15 protein-coding genes are annotated in these 18,253 nt (G+C 61.5%); 9 read left to right on the top strand and 6 right to left on the bottom strand.

Annotated features, from left to right (window positions below; translation table 11 throughout):
• The first annotated feature begins 76 nt into the window (after positions 1–76).
• On the top strand, positions 77–1,468 hold the full coding sequence (locus B8784_RS17400; protein ID WP_233356216.1) for an alanine/glycine:cation symporter family protein: 1,392 nt from the start codon (positions 77–79) through the stop codon (positions 1,466–1,468).
• A 19-nt stretch (positions 1,469–1,487) separates the two neighbouring features.
• Here B8784_RS17400 and B8784_RS17395 read toward each other — a convergent pair whose 3' ends face one another.
• From B8784_RS17395 to B8784_RS17385, 3 genes are read right to left on the bottom strand one after another with little or no spacing between them, the layout of a single operon-like run.
• On the bottom strand, positions 1,488–2,393 hold the full coding sequence (locus B8784_RS17395) for a ribose-phosphate diphosphokinase (protein ID WP_084399159.1): 906 nt from the start codon (positions 2,391–2,393) through the stop codon (positions 1,488–1,490).
• Positions 2,390–3,898, bottom strand: coding sequence for a thymidine phosphorylase family protein (locus B8784_RS17390; protein ID WP_084399158.1), 1,509 nt, complete (start codon positions 3,896–3,898; stop codon positions 2,390–2,392). Before B8784_RS17390 ends, B8784_RS17395 begins: the two co-directional genes overlap by 4 nt.
• Entirely contained in the window at positions 3,895–5,259 is a 1,365-nt protein-coding gene (locus B8784_RS17385) for an MBL fold metallo-hydrolase RNA specificity domain-containing protein (protein WP_084399157.1), read from the bottom strand. Before B8784_RS17385 ends, B8784_RS17390 begins: the two co-directional genes overlap by 4 nt.
• Before the next feature lie 201 nt (positions 5,260–5,460).
• On the opposite strand from B8784_RS17385, the gene B8784_RS17380 reads away from it, so the two are divergent.
• From B8784_RS17380 to B8784_RS17370, 3 genes are read left to right on the top strand one after another with little or no spacing between them, the layout of a single operon-like run.
• Positions 5,461–6,828, top strand: a complete 1,368-nt coding sequence (locus B8784_RS17380; protein WP_158085735.1) for an anthranilate synthase component I family protein — start codon at positions 5,461–5,463, stop codon at positions 6,826–6,828.
• Positions 6,825–7,409: an anthranilate synthase component II gene (locus B8784_RS17375; RefSeq protein WP_084399155.1), complete on the top strand. Its 585-nt coding sequence runs from the start codon at positions 6,825–6,827 to the stop codon at positions 7,407–7,409. The genes B8784_RS17380 and B8784_RS17375 overlap by 4 nt, the downstream gene beginning before the upstream one ends.
• Entirely contained in the window at positions 7,400–8,233 is an 834-nt protein-coding gene (locus B8784_RS17370; protein ID WP_084399154.1) for an aminotransferase class IV, read from the top strand. Before B8784_RS17375 ends, B8784_RS17370 begins: the two co-directional genes overlap by 10 nt.
• A 27-nt stretch (positions 8,234–8,260) precedes the next feature.
• Here the strand turns inward: B8784_RS17370 and soxR are convergent, their stop codons facing one another.
• Positions 8,261–8,737 (bottom strand): redox-sensitive transcriptional activator SoxR, encoded by a 477-nt coding sequence (soxR, locus tag B8784_RS17365; protein WP_084399153.1) that lies wholly within the window; start codon positions 8,735–8,737, stop codon positions 8,261–8,263.
• A gap of 338 nt (positions 8,738–9,075) precedes the next feature.
• On the opposite strand from soxR, the gene B8784_RS17360 reads away from it, so the two are divergent.
• Genes B8784_RS17360 through B8784_RS17345 form a run of 4 tightly spaced genes read left to right on the top strand, consistent with a single transcriptional unit; the run spans position 9,076 to position 15,081 of the window.
• Positions 9,076–10,212, top strand: a complete 1,137-nt coding sequence (locus B8784_RS17360) for an efflux RND transporter periplasmic adaptor subunit (RefSeq protein ID WP_084399152.1) — start codon at positions 9,076–9,078, stop codon at positions 10,210–10,212.
• A gap of 1 nt (position 10,213) precedes the next feature.
• Positions 10,214–13,288, top strand: a complete 3,075-nt coding sequence (locus tag B8784_RS17355) for an efflux RND transporter permease subunit (RefSeq protein WP_084399151.1) — start codon at positions 10,214–10,216, stop codon at positions 13,286–13,288.
• Positions 13,281–14,684 carry an efflux transporter outer membrane subunit gene (locus B8784_RS17350; protein ID WP_084399150.1) on the top strand — a complete coding sequence of 468 codons (1,404 nt, stop codon included), beginning with the start codon at positions 13,281–13,283 and terminating at the stop codon, positions 14,682–14,684. Before B8784_RS17355 ends, B8784_RS17350 begins: the two co-directional genes overlap by 8 nt.
• 55 nt (positions 14,685–14,739) lie before the next feature.
• Positions 14,740–15,081, top strand: coding sequence for a DoxX family protein (locus B8784_RS17345; protein ID WP_084399149.1), 342 nt, complete (start codon positions 14,740–14,742; stop codon positions 15,079–15,081).
• A 60-nt stretch (positions 15,082–15,141) separates the two neighbouring features.
• On the opposite strand, the gene B8784_RS17340 is transcribed toward B8784_RS17345, so the two are convergent.
• The gene (locus B8784_RS17340) at positions 15,142–15,924 is read right to left on the bottom strand and encodes an SDR family oxidoreductase (protein ID WP_084399166.1); all 783 of its coding nucleotides are present in this window, start codon (positions 15,922–15,924) and stop codon (positions 15,142–15,144) included.
• Positions 15,925–16,110: 186 nt separating this feature from the next.
• Here B8784_RS17340 and B8784_RS17335 point away from each other — a divergent pair, with 186 nt between their 5' ends.
• Positions 16,111–17,157 carry a phosphotransferase gene (locus tag B8784_RS17335; RefSeq protein WP_084399148.1) on the top strand — a complete coding sequence of 349 codons (1,047 nt, stop codon included), beginning with the start codon at positions 16,111–16,113 and terminating at the stop codon, positions 17,155–17,157.
• Between the two features lie 18 nt (positions 17,158–17,175).
• Here B8784_RS17335 and B8784_RS17330 read toward each other — a convergent pair whose 3' ends face one another.
• Positions 17,176–18,057: a LysR family transcriptional regulator gene (locus B8784_RS17330; RefSeq protein WP_084399147.1), complete on the bottom strand. Its 882-nt coding sequence runs from the start codon at positions 18,055–18,057 to the stop codon at positions 17,176–17,178.
• Positions 18,058–18,253 lie beyond the last annotated feature (196 nt).

The following is an 18,253-nucleotide window of genomic DNA, read 5'->3' as shown; positions in this document are numbered from 1 at the left end:
CTCTCGCGATTGATCGTGTCCATTCGCGCCTTTTCACCTTGAGCCGCGTACGCCACGCGGGACTGGAGCGAACACCGTGATTTCCTGGCTTGAAGACCTCGTTGCAAGTGCCGCCAGCTGGATCTGGGGCGCGCCTCTGGTCTTTCTGGTGACGGCGTCCGGTTTTTTCTTCTTCTGTTATTCGCGGCTCCTGCCTTTCCGCCACTTCCTGTTCGCGACACAGGTCCTGAGTGGCCGGCATGACAAGGCGGATGATCCGGGCCTGATCGGACACTTTCAGGCGCTCTCGGTGGCGCTCGCCTCGACGATCGGCATGGGTAATATTTCCGGTGTCGCGATTGCGATCAATATGGGCGGCCCGGGTGTCGTCTTCTGGATGTGGGTGTCGGCCATTCTCGGCATGGCGACCAAGTATTTCACCTGTGCGCTGGCTGTCATGTATCGCGGCCGGGATTCAGCGGGCAAGCTGCAGGGTGGGCCGATGTATGTCATCCGCGAGGCGCTTGGGCGAAAATGGTGGCCACTTGCTGCATGGTTCTGCGTGGCGTGCATGGCCGGTTGTCTGCCCATCTTCAACGCCAACCAGCTGACACAGGCGGTTCATGACATCGCCCTTGTGCCGGCCGGCATGCCATCTGGCCTTCTGACCAATGCCATTACCGGCATCGCGCTGACGGTTCTGACCGGGTTCGTGATTTTTGGCGGCCTGACGCGCATCAGCCATGCGGCTACGCTGCTCGTGCCTGTCATGGTCGTCATCTATGTGGTGGCTGTCGTCGGCATCCTGCTTCTCAATGCCGACCAGGTCCTGAGCTATCTCGGCCTGATTTTCACGGATGCCTTTTCCGCGAGCTTCTATAGCGGCGAGGCCGCCTTCGGCAGTGCGATGGGCGGGCTGATCCTGCTGGGCGTCCGCCGGGCGGCCTTCTCGAACGAGGCCGGGCTCGGCACAGCGGCCATGGCGCACGGCGCGGCGAAGACAAGCGAGCCGGTCCATGAAGGACTGGTCGCCATGCTCGGGCCGGTGATCGATACGCTGATTGTCTGCACGATGACGGCGCTTGCCATCCTCATGACGGGTGTCTGGCAGACGGAAGAAGCCAATGGCGTCACCCTGACGGCGAGTGCTTTCGAGGCGGCCTATCCCGGACTGGGAAGCTATATCCTTCTCATTTGTATCCTGTGCTTCGGGGTCTCGTCGTTGTTTTCCTATTCTTATTATGGCGCCAAGGCCTTCTCTTTCCTGTTCGGCGTCAAGCGGATCCCCGTCTATACCGGCATCTATGTCGCCACGATCTTCATCGGGGCGATCTCGTCGGTGGGGCTCATCCTGAACTTTATCGATCTGAGCTTTGCGCTGATGTCCGTTCCGACACTCATTTCGGCCCTGATCCTGTCGCCGAAAGTGGTGCGCCACACACGGAATTATTTCGCCCGCCGCGATGCGCAGGCGAAAGTACCGTCCTGATGAGAGCTGGTTGTCTGGCTTAGCCTTTGAGGGTGCTGAAGACTTTGTCCGTGGCATCGGCCAGCGCGGGGACGATGTCGATGGCATTGGTCGGATGAGGCACGGATGTCGTCGTGACGACCTGGCCTGCGCCCGCCGCTGACAGACGTTTGCCTGTCTCTTCCGAAAAAAGGCCATGCACGACGCAGCAGACCGGCGGAGGGCTCTCCCGGCGCCGGAGTTCGGAGACCAGCGTGCCCAGAGTGCCGCCCGTTGAAACAATGTCGTCCACGATGACGGGGGTGTAGCCGGAAAGAGACAGGCCTGAGGGCACATCGATATCGACGGATCGGGAATCATGCCGGGTCTTCAGGAAGACGGCATAGGGCGCGTCACAGGCGTTGGCGATGGCACTCACCCACTGCTCGCTTTCCGCATCCGGGCCGAACAGCATTGGCGTTTCGACATGGCTCTGGATCCACGCGGCAATGGCATCTGCGGATTGGGCGACCTGGCCGGGGATCGTGAATACATCGGCCAGCGATGAAAGCCGGTGCAGATGCGGATCGAGGGTCACGACCCAGTCAAAGCTGTCTGACAGGAGGGCGCCGATATGCCGGGCGTTGACGGATTCACCAGGATTGAAGGCCACGTCCTGCCGGAAATAGGGCATGTAGGGCGCGATCAGGCCGACAGAACGGGCGCCGAGATCGTGGGCGGTTTTCGCCGCGAAAAGTAGCGGGATGAACTTTGCGTCCGGATCGTTCAGGCATGCCAGCAGGATGATGTCCTGGCCGGCCGGGCTCGTCTGGAAGCGGAGATAGCTCTCACCATCCGGAAAGGCGCTCACCTCGAGCTCACCAGCATCCGCCGAGAGGGCCTGGCGGAGGGTGGGCTCAAGGTGGTGGCTGCCCGGAAGCGCATAAAGAAGGGGTGGTCTGGTCAACGGGTCAACTCCACGATGCCGGGATTGGCGTTCACATAATCCAGCACATAGGTGAGCTCGCCCATGGTCTCGGTGTGCAGGACGAAGAGGGGATCCCCCTGGCGAACCGTATCGCCGACGCGGACCTTGAGGTCGAGACCGGCGGCCTTGTCGTCCGGTGCGCCGGCGAGCTTGGCTGCGCGGGCAAGGCGCCGATTGTCAATGACCGCGACGCGTCCGTCCCGCAGCGCATTCACTGGCCGCTGATATCTTGCGGTGGGCGGTTCGTGAAAGCCGCCCTGGGCCTCGCAGATGGCGAGGAATTTCTCCCAGGCCTTGCCGCTTTCAAGCGTCTCGGCAGCAAGCTCATAACCGGCATCTTTCTCGGCTGTGCCTGCCAGTTCCAGCACCGCACCGGCAAGCTGCAAGGCCCTGTCGCGCAGGTCTGCGGGTGCGTCTTTCGTCTTGCGTAGAACCGCCAGGACATCCCGGGCTTCGAGAGCCGGGCCGATTCCGCGCCCGACCGGCTGGCGCCCGTCGGTTATCTCTATGCTGAGTTTCAGGCCGAAGGAGTCGGCGACGACGGTAAAGAGACGTGCCAGGGCCTTCGCATCGGAAAGGCTGCGGACCTTTGCTGTCGGGCCGACTGGAATGTCGATCACGACATGGGTCGAGCCGGCCGCAATCTTCTTCGACAGAACGGAGGCAATCATGGCCCCGGGCGAGTCGAAATTGAGAGCCCGCTCGATGCGGATGATATCGGTATCGGCTGGGCTGAAGCGGACGCTGTCGCCCCAGATGAAGCATCCGTTTGTCTGTTCTATCACGCGACGCATGGCAGCCCGGTCGAGGTTGACCGGTGTCAGGGTTTCCATGGTGTCGGCCGTGCCGGCCGGAGAGGTAATGGCGCGAGAGGACGTTTTGGGAATGAGCAGACCGTTGGCGGCAGTTATCGCAACAACGATCGGGGTGGTGCGATTGCCGGGCAGTCCGCCAACGCAGTGCTTGTCCACGACCGGTGCGCGCGGCCATTCCATCCGGTCGCCCGTCTCGATCATGGCGCGCGTCAGGGAGACCGTCTCCCGGTCGGACAGTGGTTTGGCGGCGATGGCTGTGACGAAGGCTGTCAGATGGATGTCTGAATACACCCCGCTGACAATGTCGGCGACGATGGACCGGATCTGCGTGTCGGTCAGGCCGTCATCAAAGATCCGCTGGCGGACATGTGTCAGAGAAGCGATCGGGGGGCTGTGGGTGACTTGCACCTCGTCGCCTTCTGCAACGCCGAGACTCGACCAGGCCGCTTCCGACAAGCCGATCGAGTCCTGGGCGAACAGGTCCGAGGAAAGCTGATAGAGGGTCGCGATAATCGACTTGCCATTATGAGTGAGCGTGACGCGGCTATGGGCGCTCACCCCTTCGGACCGGCAGACGGAACAGTCCGTATGCACGAGGGCAATCGCCTCATGTTGCGTCAGCAGGCCCACGCGGCGGGCCTGCAGGCGGTTGGTCGTTTGCGAACTCATCGAAGCTCTCGCGTCTCGCCATGTTCGGGGACCGTCGCGTCCCATCCGAGTTCCTCGACAATCCGCAACCGCAGGGCATCGGAGGCAGCCGGTTCACCATGGACGAGGAAGGCCTCTTCCGGGGCCTTTGTGAAGTTTCCGAGCCAGCGAAGGATTTCGGTGGAGTCGGCGTGGGCCGAAAGCATGTGCAGATTCTGCACCTCGGCGCGGACAGGATGGTAAGCGCCATGAATCTTGATCTTGGTGGCCCCTGCGAGCATCGCCGCCCCACGGGTCCCGCCGGCTTGGTAGCCGGTAAACAGGATGGTGTGTCGCGGATCGGGCGCATAGGCCTTGAGGTGATGGAGGATGCGACCACCCGTCGCCATGCCGCTGGCGGAGATGATGATCTTGGGTGTCAGGTCGCTGTCGAGTTTCTGGGATTCGCTGCCCTCATGGACATATTTGGCCATGCCGCAGGCGGCTTTGGCTTCTTCATGGGTCAGCTTGTGCGTCGAGGCGAAGCGTACGAACAGATCGGTCGCGTCGATGGCCATGGGGCTGTCGAGAAAGACGGGCAGGGGCGGGATGCGCCCGCTCGTGCGCAACCGGTTGATATGGAAGAGCAGTGTTTGCGCGCGGCCAACCGCGAAGGCAGGAATGATAACCGTCCCGCCACGCTGGAAGGTCCGGTTCAGGATATCCTCGAGCATGTCCTCGGGATCCAGGTCCGAATGCTCGCCGTCGCCATAGGTCGATTCCACCAGAAGGTAGTCGGCCTCCCGGATGGTGGCTGGGTCATGCATGATCGGGCTGTCATAGCGGCCAAGGTCCCCCGAAAAGACGATGGTATTCGCCGGGGTCTTCAGGCTGATGGAGGCGGCGCCGAGAATGTGGCCCGCTTCCAGGAAGGTCGCTTCAATTCCATCGCCGAAAGAGACGGGTTGCGAAAAGTCGTGTGTGCGGAACTGCTTCAGGCAGGCATCGGCATCGTCCATGGTGTAAAGCGGCAGCGCAGGGTGATGGCGCGAGAAGCCCTTGCGGTTGGCGTAATCTGCTTCACGCTCCTGCAGGTGACCGCTGTCCGGCAGCAGGATCTCGCAAAGCGCCTTGGTTGGGGCTGTGCAGTGGATCTCTCCGCGAAAGCCATCCTGCACGAGACGGGGCAGGTAGCCGGAATGATCGATATGCGCATGGGTTAGCAGGACACGGTCTATGTCGGCGGGGTTGATCGGAAGCGGCTTCCAGTTGCGCAGGCGCAGCTGCTTGAACCCCTGGAACAGGCCGCAATCGACCAGAATGCGCTGTCCCTGTGTTTCGATCAGGTATTTTGAGCCGGTCACTGTCCCGACCCCACCCAGGAATGTGATCTTGTCCACCATAGGCCTGTTTCCATTACGCGTTGCAGGATCGTGCAATCAAAACCAGCTGCAGAGGATTCTCAAGCGGTCTTGCCAAGAGGCCGCACCTGTCCAGCGTGTGACGGTTTTCGTCGCTTCAGCAAACATGGTTACATGGACAGGCCCTTTGTGGTGACGGATAAGCCCCGACATCTACGACCATCAACCCAACTGGACCGAAACGTGTACGCTGAAGCCTTACCCTGGATGGAGCCTGCCGAGGTTGCGACGCGGCTGCATGACCTGCCGGGCTTTGTGTGGCTGGACAGTGCTGGCGCGGACCATCCTTCAGGGCGCTACTCCTATTTCGCCATCGAGCCGATATCGCGTTTCCGGTGGCCGCAGGTGGAATCCAGCGAAGATTTCGATACCGCGTTTCGGAGCTGGAAAAGCCAGTTTCGTGCAAAGCCCCTAAAGGGAGGATCCCCGTTTCAGGGCGGCGTCATCGGCTATGTGAGCTATGATGCGGCCAGTATATGGATCCATGACTTCCAGTCGCGTCACCAGCCTGCGTCCAATGCGGTGATCGAGTTCGCCCTCTACGACACCGTTGTGGCGGTCGACCATGCAACTCGCAGCATGACCGTTTACTCTGCCGGACTGGGCGGTGCGGGGGCAGCACCGGATGAAATCCTGGCGCGCGGCCAGATGCGTCGTGTAGCAAAGCTCGTCTGCGGGGAGACCGGAGCAGAGGTCCGCCGCGGAGGGACTGAGCCTGCTTGGTCTCGCGCCCCGAGGCAACCGGCTTATGCCGAGCTCGTGAACACGGTGCGGGAAGAGATTCTGGATGGCGAGATCTACCAGGCCAATATTGCGAGCCTCTGGGCGCGGTCCGGACCCGGCCATCCCTTTGCCGATTATCTCCGCCTGCGCCAGAGAACAGAGGCGGCGTTGTCCGCCTTCGGTGTCTTTGAGGGCCGCATCCTCTCCAGCCTCTCTCCCGAACGGCTTGTGGCAATGGATGCGGACGGACATGTCAGGGCCGAACCGATCAAGGGGACGACCAGACGCTCACCTGACCCCGGCCGTGACCGGCAGCTTGCGGAAGCGCTGGCCGCGTCCGAGAAGGACCGGGCTGAAAATATCATGATCGTGGACCTGTTGCGCAACGACCTGTCCAGGGTGTGTCGGCCGGAATCGGTCGAGGTGACGCGTCTGTGCGGCGTAGAAAGCCTGCCGAACCTGCACCATCTGGTCTCGACGATTGCAGCGCAGCTCTCGCTGGGGCGCGATGCCGTCGATCTCCTCGGCGCGGTCTTTCCCGGCGGGTCGGTCACAGGCGCGCCGAAGCTGCGGGCCATGGAGATTATCGATGCACTCGAACCGTCGGCGCGGGGGGCTTTTTGCGGGTCTTTCGGCTATATCGGCTTTGATGGAGCCTGTGATTTCAACATCATGATCCGCACGGTCGATCACTTGCCTGACGAGGAAAGATACTGGTCGGGGGCTGGGATTACGCTGCTTTCGGAGGCAAATGCCGAATGGGAGGAAGTTCAACTCAAGGCCGAACGTATTCTCGGGCGTGAACCAACCCCGCAGGTGCCCGGATGATCCTGATGCTGAACAATCGCGACAGTTTCGTCTTCAATCTGGCGCGCTATCTGACACTGGCGGAGGCGAAGGTCGAGGTCGAGGACAGCCGGCGCCTGTCGCTTGAGGATATCCGTCGCCGGCGCCCCGAAGCGATCGTCATCTCGCCCGGCCCCTCCGGTCCTGAAGAGGCTGGCATATCGGTGGCGGCTGTGAAGGCTTTCGGCGCGGATGTGCCGATACTGGGTGTCTGTCTGGGCCATCAGGCCATTGCGGTTGCCTATGGCGGATCCGTCCGTCGCGCGAAGACCCCTCTGCACGGGCGGGCTGTACCTCTCGACCATGATGGAACCGGCTTGTTTGACGGCCTGCCATCGCCCTTGTCTGTGGGACTCTATCACTCCCTGATTGCCGACCTGTCGCTTGCCGATACGGAGCTGCGCGTGGATGCAAGAGCGCCGGACGGCGAAGTCATGGCGCTCTCGCATCCCGACCACCCGGTATTCGGTATCCAGTTCCACCCGGAATCGATCCTGACCGAGCATGGCCAGAACCTGCTCGCAAACTTCCTGAATCTCTGCCGGTCCGTCCCATGCCCATAATCCGACTGAACCAGGCTGCTTCTTCGATAGAGGCCGTCCAGCCATTCGATCTCACCGACCGGGGGCTTCTCCTTGGCGATGGCATTTTCGATACTTCGCTTGTGATTAATGGAGAGATCGTCCTGCGCGCGCGCCACATCCAGCGCCTCCTTAAAGCGTGTGATGCTTTTGCCTTGCCGCTGAAGCGTGAAGCGCTGGAGGCGCTTGCCGACAGTGCGCTTCCGGCCGGGGCGACGGGCGCCCTTCGCCTGACGGTCACGCGCGGACCGGGTGTGCGTGGCCTGGGCGGAGACGTTGCGTCGACGCCGACCCTCCTGGTGAGCTTCACGCCGCAGGCGCAGGGCTATCCCTATCCGCCTGTCCGTCTCGCGATCAGTGCGATCCAGCGAAACCCGACAGCGCCATCGTCACGCTATAAGACGCTGGCCTATACCGATGCGATTGCCGGACACAGGGCGGCGCAAGCGGCCGGTTTCGACGACGCCCTGTACTGTACGCCGGCAGGACATTTGGCCTGCACGTCCATCGCCAATCTTTTTGTCTGCTATGGAGACAAGCTGGTCACTCCACCTCTGACCGATGGCATCGTCGAAGGGGTTATGCGCAACTGGATCCTGGAAAATGCGGGGGCTGCAGGTTTTCAGGCGTCCGAGGACAGCCTGTCGATCGAGGCGCTTGAGAAAGCCGACCATGTGTTCATGGCCAACAGTTTGCGTCTCATGGTGCCAGTGAGCAGGGTTGGCAAAACATCTTTCGACGCGAGGCTTCCCTCCGGTTTTGACGATCTCATTCGGGAGCAGCTCCTGAGCGAGCGCGATGGATAATGATCAGGTTCAGGCTGGCCGGGGTGTTCAGCTTCCTCCGGGCCGGGCCTCATTCCTGTCATTTATCAACCGCCGGGCGCCCGGGCCTTCCTCGGCGAGGAAGTCGTCCGGATTGCGCAGCGGGCATTCCTTGAGCGATAGGCAGCCGCAGCCGATACAGCCTTCCATCTGGTCGCGAAGCTGCAAAAGGCTCGTTATCCGGTCATCGAGGATGACCCGCCACTCTTGGCTGAGTTCGCGCCAGTCCTTTGCCTTGATCGGGCCGTCCGGCAGTTTGTCGAGATAGTCCTTGATAACCGAGAGCGGCAGGCCGGCCCGCTGCGCGATCCGGATAATGGCGATGCGACGCAGGATTGAGCGCGTATAGCGGCGCTGGTTTCCGGCGGTGCGGGAGCTCTCTATCAGGCCCTTCGTCTCATAGAAGTGCAGGGTTGAGACAGGCACACCGCTGCGTTTGGCCACCTCTCCGACAGTCAGGATCTGAGAACTTTTCAAATATGTCATCTTCCCTATTGACCTCAACCATACTTGAGGTCGTAGTAGCAGTGTCGGCTTGCCCACGCAAGCTCCGCCAATCGTGCGCGGAAACTCGAATGGAGCCGACATGACTCAATCCGACAGAACACAAACAGGGCGCCCTTATAGCGGCCTTGCCCTGGTTCGCGCTGGAGCGGGCAATGCCTCGGCCAGGGATTTCATCTGAAAGGTAATCGAAGCGCCTGGCGTACCGGAGGAGCCGGTTGGTCCAAGCGCCGCCTCTACAGGAGTAACAGGTAGATGATCAGCAGAAATTTCAGCCTGATGGCGGCTGTGCCGGCCCCTGTCGCAGACAGGAGAGAAAAATGAGCGATACGGCCAACGAAACGCGCCCAAAGAAATCGCGGGGCATCATCTTCCAGGTGTTCAGCATCCTGGTCACAATTATCGTACTGACGATTGTGCTGGGCGGGCTGTTCTTCTGGCGCAACCAGACCACCGCGCCCCAACAGGCCCCGCAGCAGCAGGCCCTGCCGGTATCGGCCACTCAGGTCCAGCCGCAGGAAGTCCCTGTATCGCTGGAAGCCGTCGGGACCCTGAAAGCCGTCGATGAAGTCGTGCTTTCGGCTGAAGTCGCCGGTCGTGTGACACGGACCAACTTCGAGTCCGGTCTGGAAGTCGAGAAGGGCGACCTGCTGGTCCAGCTCTATGACGCTCCCGAACGGGCAGACCTGGAAGCCGCCCTGGCAAGGCTGGATCTTGCCAAGACACAGCTTGCCCGGTCTGAAGAGCTTGCGCCGAAAGGGGCTGAACCGAAGGAAGTTCTCGAGCAGCGCAGGGCCGAGCATGACCAGGCCGTTGCCGCCATTCGCCAGCTTGAGGCCCGACTGCGGCAGAAACAGGTGCGTGCACCTTTTTCCGGCCGGATGGGGATCCGCCGGATCAATCTCGGCCAATACCTCAATCCCGGCGAACCGATTGCGAGCCTGACGGCGCTGGATCAGCTCTATGTCGAGTTTTCGTTGCCGCAACAGCAGCTCTCGCGAATTACGGCCGGCTCTGAGGTGCATGTCCTGAGCGACGCTTTTCCGGAACGCGACTTCGCTGCCACGGTGAATGCTGTCGAGCCACAGATTGCCGAGGATACGCGCAATGTCGCCATCGAGGCGCTGCTGCCTAATCCCGACGGCCTGCTGCGGCCCGGAATGTATGTCACCGCCTCGCTGGAACTACCGCCCCAGAAAGGTGCGCTGGTCGTCCCGGCGACAGCGGTACAGACGTCCGCACAAGGCAACAGCATCGTGATCATCGAGGGTGACAACGCCCGCAGTGGGGGAACCGCCAAGATCGTTCCCGTTCAGGCGGGTCGCCGTATCGGCAACAATATCGTCATCACCAGCGGTCTGGAGCCGGGCGATGTGATCGTCACGGACGGGCAACTCAGGATCCAGCCGGGAGCGCCCCTGAAAGTCGCTGACCAGATCGCGAGTGGAGGCAAGTAGGATGGCGTTCACAGATATCTTCATCAAACGGCCGACCCTGTCGATCGTTGTCAGCCTGCTGATGCTTCTGATCGGTATCAGTGCGGTCTTCTCTCTGCAGATCCGCCAGTATCCCCGCATGGAGAGTGCGACGATCAACATCGACACTTCCTTCCCGGGGGCAACGCAGGACGTCATGCAGGGCTTCGTCACAACGCCGATTGCGCAGGCCATCGCGACCGCCAATGGCATTGAGTACATCCAGTCCTCGTCGACCCAGGGCAAAAGCCACATTGCTGCCAAGCTGGTCCTGAACGCGGACGCAGACCGCTCGATGACCGAGATCCTCTCCAAGGTACAGCAGGTGAAGTTCCGCCTTCCCGAAGGCGCAGCCGACCCGGTGATCAGCAAGATCACGGATGGGGCCTCGGCCATCCAGTACATCGCGTTCGTCAGCGAGTCGCTCACGCCTTCGGAGATTGCGGACTTCGCCATGCGTGTGGCCCAGCCGCTGATCACCTCCGTGCCCGGGGTTGCCTCAGCCGATATTCAGGGCGGGGCGCCGCTCGCCATGCGTGTCTGGGTCGATCCGGTCAAACTGGCCGCGCGTGGCATGACGGCGAGCGACGTCATGAATGCGCTCAGGTCCAACAATGTTCAGGCGGCCCCCGGCAAGCTGAAGGGCGATCAGACCGCGATCAATATTTCGGCGACGACTGACCTGCGTGACATCCAGTCCTTCCGCGACATGCTGCTGAAGACCGGCGAGAACGGACAGGTGCGCCTGGGTGATGTCGCCACCGTCGAGCTCGGCGGCCAGAATTACGATACCGGCGCGCTCAGTTCGGGCAAGCAGGCCGTGATCATTTCGATCTCGCCGACGCCGGACGGCAACCCGCTGGAGATCGTCGAAGCCGTCAATGAATTGCTGCCGGATATCCAGCGCGTCGCGCCGCCCGGTCTCGACATCAAGAACCAGTTCGATGTGGCGCACTTCGTCGAGGCTTCGATTGAGGAAGTGGAGCATACGCTGGTCGAGGCAGTCCTGATCGTCATCGTGGTGATCTTCCTTTTCCTCGGCACGTTCCGGGCAGTCATTATCCCCATCGTCACCATCCCGCTATCGCTGCTCGGCACGGCGGCGCTGATGCTGGCTTTCGGCTTCTCGCTCAACCTGCTCACCCTGCTGGCCATGGTTCTCGCGATCGGCCTGGTGGTCGATGACGCTATCGTCGTGGTGGAGAATATTCACCGCCACATCGAGGAGGGGCTGAACCCGGTAAAGGCCGCCATTGTCGGCGCGCGTGAGATTGTCGGGCCGGTCATCGCCATGACTATCACGCTGGCGGCGGTCTATGCGCCGATCGGCATGATGGGTGGCCTGACCGGGGCCCTATTCCGGGAGTTTGCCTTCACGCTGGCCGGCTCGGTGATCGTCTCGGGCGTCGTGGCTTTGACCCTGTCACCCATGATGAGCGGACGGCTTCTCCACTCCAAGCTGACCGAAGGGCGTCTGGCCCGCGGCGTCGAGATATTCATGCAGGGGCTGACCAATGGCTATGTCCGTCTGCTCAACGTGACCATCCGTTCAAGAGCGGCCGTGCTGTTGGCGGGCGTTGTGTTCCTGGGCGCTATCTTCGTCTTCTTCACGAGTGCCGAACGTGAGCTCGCACCCCCGGAAGACATGGGCTACGTCTTCGTCCAGACGAAAGCGCCCCAGTACGCCAATATCGATTACACCGCCAAGTTCAGCTCCCAGGTCGAGGACATCTTCCACGATTTTCCGGAGTTCAAGGATAGCTTCTTCTCCCTGGGCGGGCCCGACGGCACGAATGTCGGCTTCGGCGGGATCATCCTGAAGGAATGGGAAGAGCGCGAACGCAGCGCCGACGATATCCAGGCCGAGCTGACAGGCCGGATGGCTGGCGTCACCGGGGTGTACAGCACGGCGTTCCAGCCAAGCCCCCTGCCGGCTGGCAGTGGCGGGCTGCCGGTTCAGATGGTGATCCGCTCGGCCGATGACTTCTCGTCGATCTACAAGACGCTCGAGGGTATCAAGGGCGCGGCCTGGGGCAGTGGCCTGTTCGCCTTCGTCGACAGTGACCTCGCCTTTGACAGTCCCGAGGCGCATATTTCCATCAATCGTGACAAGGCCGGTGAACTTGGTATTCCGATGTCGGAGATTGCCGACACGCTCGCGGTCATGGTGGGCGAGAACTATATCAACCGTTTCAACTGGTTTGACCGCTCCTATGATGTCATCGCCCAGGCCCCGCAGAATGAGCGCCTGACACCGGACAATCTCGGAGAGTTTTATGTCCGAGCCGGATCCGGCCGTCTCGTCCCGCTCTCGACCGTTGTGGACTTCGAGTTTCGTCCGCAGCCCAATGCGCTGCCGCAGTTCGACCAGATGAATGCGGCGACGCTGTCGGCGGTGCTGATGCCGGGTGTGACCATGGGCGAAGCCGTCGAGTTCCTGCAGAGCCAGCCCTTGCCATCGGGCATGTCGATCGACTGGAAGTCCAATAGCCGCCAGTATGTGCAGGAGGGCAATCAGCTGACGATCTCCTTCGGCTTCGCGCTGATCGTCATTTATCTCGTCCTGGCTGCTCAATTCGAGAGTTTTCGAGATCCGCTCGTCATTCTCGTGACCGTGCCGCTGGCGGTCTGCGGGGCGCTGGTGCCGCTCTATCTCGGCTTTACGACGCTCAACATCTACACGCAGATCGGTCTTGTGACCCTGATCGGGCTGATCTCGAAACACGGCATTCTCATGGTGTCCTTCGCCAATGACATGCAGCGCGAGAACGGATGGGGACGCCACGAAGCCATCCTCCACTCCGCTGCCGTCAGGATGCGTCCGGTACTGATGACCACGGCTGCCATGGTGGCGGGCCTCGTGCCGCTTCTCTTCGCTGAAGGTGCGGGCGCGGCGAGCCGCTTTGCTATCGGCATCGTGGTCGTGATGGGCATGCTCGTGGGCACGATGTTCACCCTGTTTGTGCTGCCCACCATGTATACGCTTCTGGCCGTCCAGCATCATCGGCACACGGAGGAAGATATCGATCCAGGCCACCAGGAGGCCGTCCATGCATAAATCCATCATGTCCCTTGTTCTCGCCCCGCTTTTGGCGGCCGGTTGTGCTGTCGGGCCGGCCTATGAAAAGCCGGTCCCGCAGGCGGGCGCCGAGAGCGACTTCGTCACCATGGTCGATACCGTTGACCCAACCCTACCTGTACCGGATGAATGGTGGCGGCTTTACAATGATCCCGTGCTGGATGCCCTGGTGTCCGAGGCGCTCGATGCCAATACGGACCTCCAGATTGCGGCCGCCAATCTCGAGGAGGCGCGCGCGGTGGTCAGACAGGCGCGGGCGGGCCGACTGCCCTCGACCACCATAGAAGGCGGGGTCGATTTCGGCAACTCTGTACAGGGCGCTCTCGGGGCGGACGAGCAGCTTACGAGTTATGCGAACGCCTCTGCCGCCTGGGAGGTGGACCTGTTCGGGCGGGTTCGCCGGGCGATTGATGCTGCCGAAGCCGATGCCGAGGCCGTAAAGGCAGCGCGCGATGCGGTCCGCGTCACCGTCGCCGCGGAAACGACACGCGCCTACCTTAACGCCTGCACCGCGACGCTTTCGCTCCAGGTGGCGCAGAAGTCCTATGAGACAAGCCAGGAAAGCCTGGATCTCGTCTCCATCCAGCATGAGGCCGGTTCTGCCGACGACTTCGATCTGGAGCGCGCCGGTAGCCGTGCCGCGACGGCGCGCGCCCAGATCCCGGCCTATGCCGCCCAACGCGATCTGGCCCTGTTCGAGCTTGCTGCCCTGCTCGGCAGGACGCCGGACAAGATTCCCGACGCCGCCCGCAACTGCTCAATCCCTCCCGAACCGGTTGCGGCCTTGCCTGTAGGAGACGGCGCAGCGCTGCTGAGGCGCCGCCCGGACCTGCGGCAGGCGGAACGCGGACTTGCCGCCGCCACTGAGCGGATCGGTATTGCGACCGCAGACCTGTACCCCAGGGTCAGTTTTGGCGGCGTCGGGTCCTTCCTGCGCAACGACATTGTTACGGGCGACGATTCCTTCACCTTTGGGCTGGGGCCTGCCGTGAGCTGGAACTTCCCGAACCGGGTGGCCGCGCGCGCCCGGCTGGAACAGGCAGAGGCCCGAGGCGATGCCGCGCTGGCCGGTTTCGAGGGCAAAGTCCTCACCGCGCTGAAAGAAGTGGAGCAGGCCCTCACCGCCGTCGCGAGTGAGCAGAACCAGCTCGATGCCCTGCGGGAGGCCCAAGAGCGCTCCGAGCGGGCCTATCAGCTTGCCGAGCTCAAATACCGGGCCGGGTCGGTGGCTTATCTGGATGTCCTGGTGGCTCAGGCCGACCTGCTGACCGCGCGGGCGGCCTATGCTTCGTCGGTCCAGCGCCTCTCCTCCGCTCGCGTGGATTTGTTCAAATCGCTCGGGGGTGGTTGGCGAGAGGAAAGTTCGTCTCTATGAGCAATCCTGATAGTCCGATAGGGCTATATGCGAATTCAGAACATAGGGGGAGACTATGGAGAATCTTAGCGCGGAGCTCATTCTGGCCTGGCTATTGGCGGCATTCTTTGTCGTTGGCTTCGTCGTCAATGTGCCGCCAACAGAGAAAACCCGTACGATGTTCCGGGAGTGGGGCTATCCGGCCTGGTTCCATCTTGTTGCCGCCATTCTCGAACTGATCGTCGCCGGCATGCTCCTGTTTGCTGTGAGCCGGTTTGCCGGTGCAGCGCTTGGGACGTTGATCATGCTCGCTGCTTTCGCGACGCTTATCCGGAACAAGGAATTCAAACACGCCATCGCCCCCGGTGTGGCTCTGGTCCTGTTTGCCGTGCTGACCTGGATGACACTTCCGGCGTGACGCGGGTTTTCAGATGGGCATGTCCGAAGCCGGTTGCCGACTGGGACATGCCCAATTTGCTTACATCGCTGAAATACCGCCATCGAGCTTGAGCTCTGCACCGGTCATGAACCGGCTTTCTTCAGAGGCCAGATAAAGCACGGCATTGGCAACATCTTCCGGCTCGCCCAGGCGGCCAAGCGGCACCTGCTTGCGCAGTTTTTCCATGACCGTCGCCTCGTCGCGGTCACCGACCAGGTCCTGCAGGATGGGGGTGCGGATGAAGGTCGGGTGGACTGAGTTACAGCGGATATCCAGGCCCTGTCGGGCGCAATGCAGGGCAATCGACTTGCTGAGCATCCAGACGGCGGCTTTGGAAGCATTATAGTTCGCAAAATTGTGCGCGGCGATCAGCCCGGCAATCGAGGAAAGATTGACGATAGAGCCCGGCTGGTGGTCACGCATGAGCGACAGGGCATGCTTGCAGCCCAGGAAGACGCTGTCGGTATTCACCGCCATGCCCTTGTGCCAGGCATCAAGGTCGAGGTCCTCGACCGATCCGGTGAGCACGATGCCGGCATTGTTTACCAGAACCGAAAGACCGCCCATGGCCTCCCGGCAACGCTCGATGGCGGCAACCCAGTCATCTTCTTTCGTGACATCGTGCTGGATCGACCAGGCGGTTCCGGTGCCGTATTTGTCGTCGATCTCGCTGGCCACGGCCTCTGCACCGTCACGGTTTATGTCGCTGAGCACGACCAGCGCGCCTTCAGAGGCCAGGCGCCGTGCGATCTCCGCGCCGAGCCCTTGTGCTGCGCCGGTTACGAGCGCCTTTTTGCCTGCAAGCCGTCCACTCATGGCTATCTCCTCCATATTTGATGACTGACACACAGGACCTGCCTAGTGCGCGTCAAGGTCCGTCAACGATCTTCGATCAATTGCCGATTGTCCTACAATCTTCGAAGTGTTAGTCCGGCATCCGAGCTTGCTGTGTCAAGCAGGATATCTGCCTTTGGAGCCTTCGATGGACGACAATTATGGAGCGCCGCGATGACATCTGCCCCTGAGCAAGACAAGGCCGCGGCGAGCGGCGAAGCCCTGTCGTCAGGGATGGAGTCCTGGCTCGAAACCAATGTTGACGGCTATCGTGGCCCGGGCACGCTTCACAAGTTCGGCTTCGGGCAGTCCAACCCGACCTACAAATTGCGCGCGGCATCAGGTGATTATGTCCTGCGGCGCAAGCCTTTCGGGCCGCTTTTGCCGAAAGCCCATGCGATCGAGCGCGAATACCAGGTCCTGAAAGCGCTGGAAGGCAGTGATGTGCCTGTGCCGCGTGTGCGGGCTTTCTGCGACGATGACAGCGTTCTGGGGGCCGCCTTCTATGTCATGGATTTCGTTGGCGGGCGTATCTTCTACGATCAGCGTCTGCCTGGCGAAACCCCACAGGCGCGGGCGGAAATCTTCGACGCCATGAATGAGGCTGTGGCCAGCCTGCACCGTGTCGATCCATTCAAGGTCGGCCTTGAAGGTTATGGCCGCAGCGAGGATTTCCTTAAACGTCAGGTCAGGACGTGGACGAAACAGTATCGCGCCAGCGAGGATGTGCGCTGCGAGGCGATGGAGCAGCTGATCGCGTGGTTGCCGGAGAACCTTCCGGCTGAACAGCCCGTTCGGATTTTCCACGGTGACCTGCGCCTGGACAATATGATCTTCCACCCGACCGAGCCCAGGGTCATTGCGCTGCTGGACTGGGAGCTTTCCACGCTTGGCGATCCGCTGGCCGATTTCGCTTATCATACGATGGTCTGGCGCGTGGATGCAGATCTCTTCCGCGGCTTTGCCGATCTGGACCGGCCCGCTATGGGTATCCCGGAGGAGTCTGACTACGTCCAGCGTTATTGCGAGCGTACGGGCCGTGACGGCATTCCGCACTGGAACTTCTATCTGGCCTTCAGCCTGTTTCGCATCGCCGCGATCCTTCAGGGTGTCTACAAACGCGCCAAGGAAGGCCAGGCGAGCAGTGATGACGCAGAGGAAGTCGGGCGCAAGGCCCATCCGCTGGCCGAAATCGGCTGGTCGATCGCGCAGGGCGGGTAAGCCGCGCCGGGGCACCCCTCAGGCTTGAGCGGGGCTTAGATCAACGATTGAACGGAAGCCGGCCCGGATAGCTTCGGGAAGCGTCTGGGCATGCTCTTCATTCCTGAAGATCAGGCCGATCTGGCGCTCGAGCATGAAGCCGTCGAGCGGTTTGAGCGCAACTCCCGGGGCCTGATAACTGGCCGGCATCACCGTGATCCCGAGACCCGAGGCCACCATCGCCAGAACCCGTTCATCGTTTGAGGAGCGGAAGGAAAAGAACGGGCGAACGCCTTGCTCGGTGAAGAAGCGGCTGGTTTCGGAAAGCGCCTCGCAATGGCGCCGCACCATCATGATGCTTCCCGCCAGATCCTCAACGGAGACCGTGTTCTGGGTGGCACACGGGTGATCGGCCATCATCGCGACATGGTATGGCTCGGTATACAGGCTCTCCTCGACATGCCTTTCGCCGCCCCGGGCGACAATCGTCAGAGCTGTGTCCACACGCCGCCTGGCAAGGGCGTTTGTGAGCTCCTTTTCGGAGCCTTCGACAATCTCCATCCGCAGGTCGGGATGAGCTGCCAGGACACGGCCGAAGGCCCGCCCCACCAGGCTGGCTGGAATGGTCGACAGGATGCCCAGGCGGAAGACTTCATCTGTCCCTTCCGAGCGAACCGACACCATCGCCTGATTGAACTCGCTTTCGATCCGCCGGGCATGCGGGAGGAATCTCGATCCCGCTGTCGTGAGATTGATCCGGCGCGTCGACCTGTCGAACAGGGTCACGCCAAGCAGACCTTCGAGCTTGGCGATACCGACCGAAAGGGTCGGCTGGGCGACGTTCACCTGGCTGGCAGCCCGCGAAAACGAGCCCTGGTCCACGACGGCCAGGAAATAACGCACCAAATAGCGGTCTATCATTATTCCTATCTATAAAAGCGGGGATAATTTGCCAAGATCATCTATCGAAAGACCGGCGGCGGAAGAGCACGGGACGATTATTCGTTCCCTGAATATTCAGTATTTTTGACATAAAGAATACAAAGCCCGGGAGGTATGCAAATGTGCCGCGATTTCGATTTACCTGCCCTCGTCACCTCACTTGCGACTGGCTGGC

Source organism: Henriciella aquimarina (genome assembly GCF_002088975.1).
Taxonomy (GTDB): domain Bacteria; phylum Pseudomonadota; class Alphaproteobacteria; order Caulobacterales; family Hyphomonadaceae; genus Henriciella; species Henriciella aquimarina.
The sequence above is the reverse complement of the archived record's forward strand: the minus strand, read 5'-3'. Positions and strand labels throughout refer to the sequence as shown.

What these genes read in the sequence shown, in the direction of transcription:
- B8784_RS17390 (WP_084399158.1), bottom strand. Translation starts at nt 3,898, where the DNA reads ATGAGTTCGCAAACGACCAACCGCCTGCAGGCCCGCCGCGTGGGCCTG.
- B8784_RS17385 (WP_084399157.1), bottom strand. Translation starts at nt 5,259, where the DNA reads ATGGTGGACAAGATCACATTCCTGGGTGGGGTCGGGACAGTGACCGGC.
- B8784_RS17375 (WP_084399155.1), top strand. Translation starts at nt 6,825, where the DNA reads ATGATCCTGATGCTGAACAATCGCGACAGTTTCGTCTTCAATCTGGCG.
- B8784_RS17370 (WP_084399154.1), top strand. Translation starts at nt 7,400, where the DNA reads ATGCCCATAATCCGACTGAACCAGGCTGCTTCTTCGATAGAGGCCGTC.
- soxR (WP_084399153.1), bottom strand. Translation starts at nt 8,737, where the DNA reads ATGACATATTTGAAAAGTTCTCAGATCCTGACTGTCGGAGAGGTGGCC.
- B8784_RS17360 (WP_084399152.1), top strand. Translation starts at nt 9,076, where the DNA reads ATGAGCGATACGGCCAACGAAACGCGCCCAAAGAAATCGCGGGGCATC.
- B8784_RS17355 (WP_084399151.1), top strand. Translation starts at nt 10,214, where the DNA reads ATGGCGTTCACAGATATCTTCATCAAACGGCCGACCCTGTCGATCGTT.
- B8784_RS17350 (WP_084399150.1), top strand. Translation starts at nt 13,281, where the DNA reads ATGCATAAATCCATCATGTCCCTTGTTCTCGCCCCGCTTTTGGCGGCC.
- B8784_RS17345 (WP_084399149.1), top strand. Translation starts at nt 14,740, where the DNA reads ATGGAGAATCTTAGCGCGGAGCTCATTCTGGCCTGGCTATTGGCGGCA.
- B8784_RS17335 (WP_084399148.1), top strand. Translation starts at nt 16,111, where the DNA reads ATGACATCTGCCCCTGAGCAAGACAAGGCCGCGGCGAGCGGCGAAGCC.
- B8784_RS17330 (WP_084399147.1), bottom strand. Translation starts at nt 18,057, where the DNA reads ATGATAGACCGCTATTTGGTGCGTTATTTCCTGGCCGTCGTGGACCAG.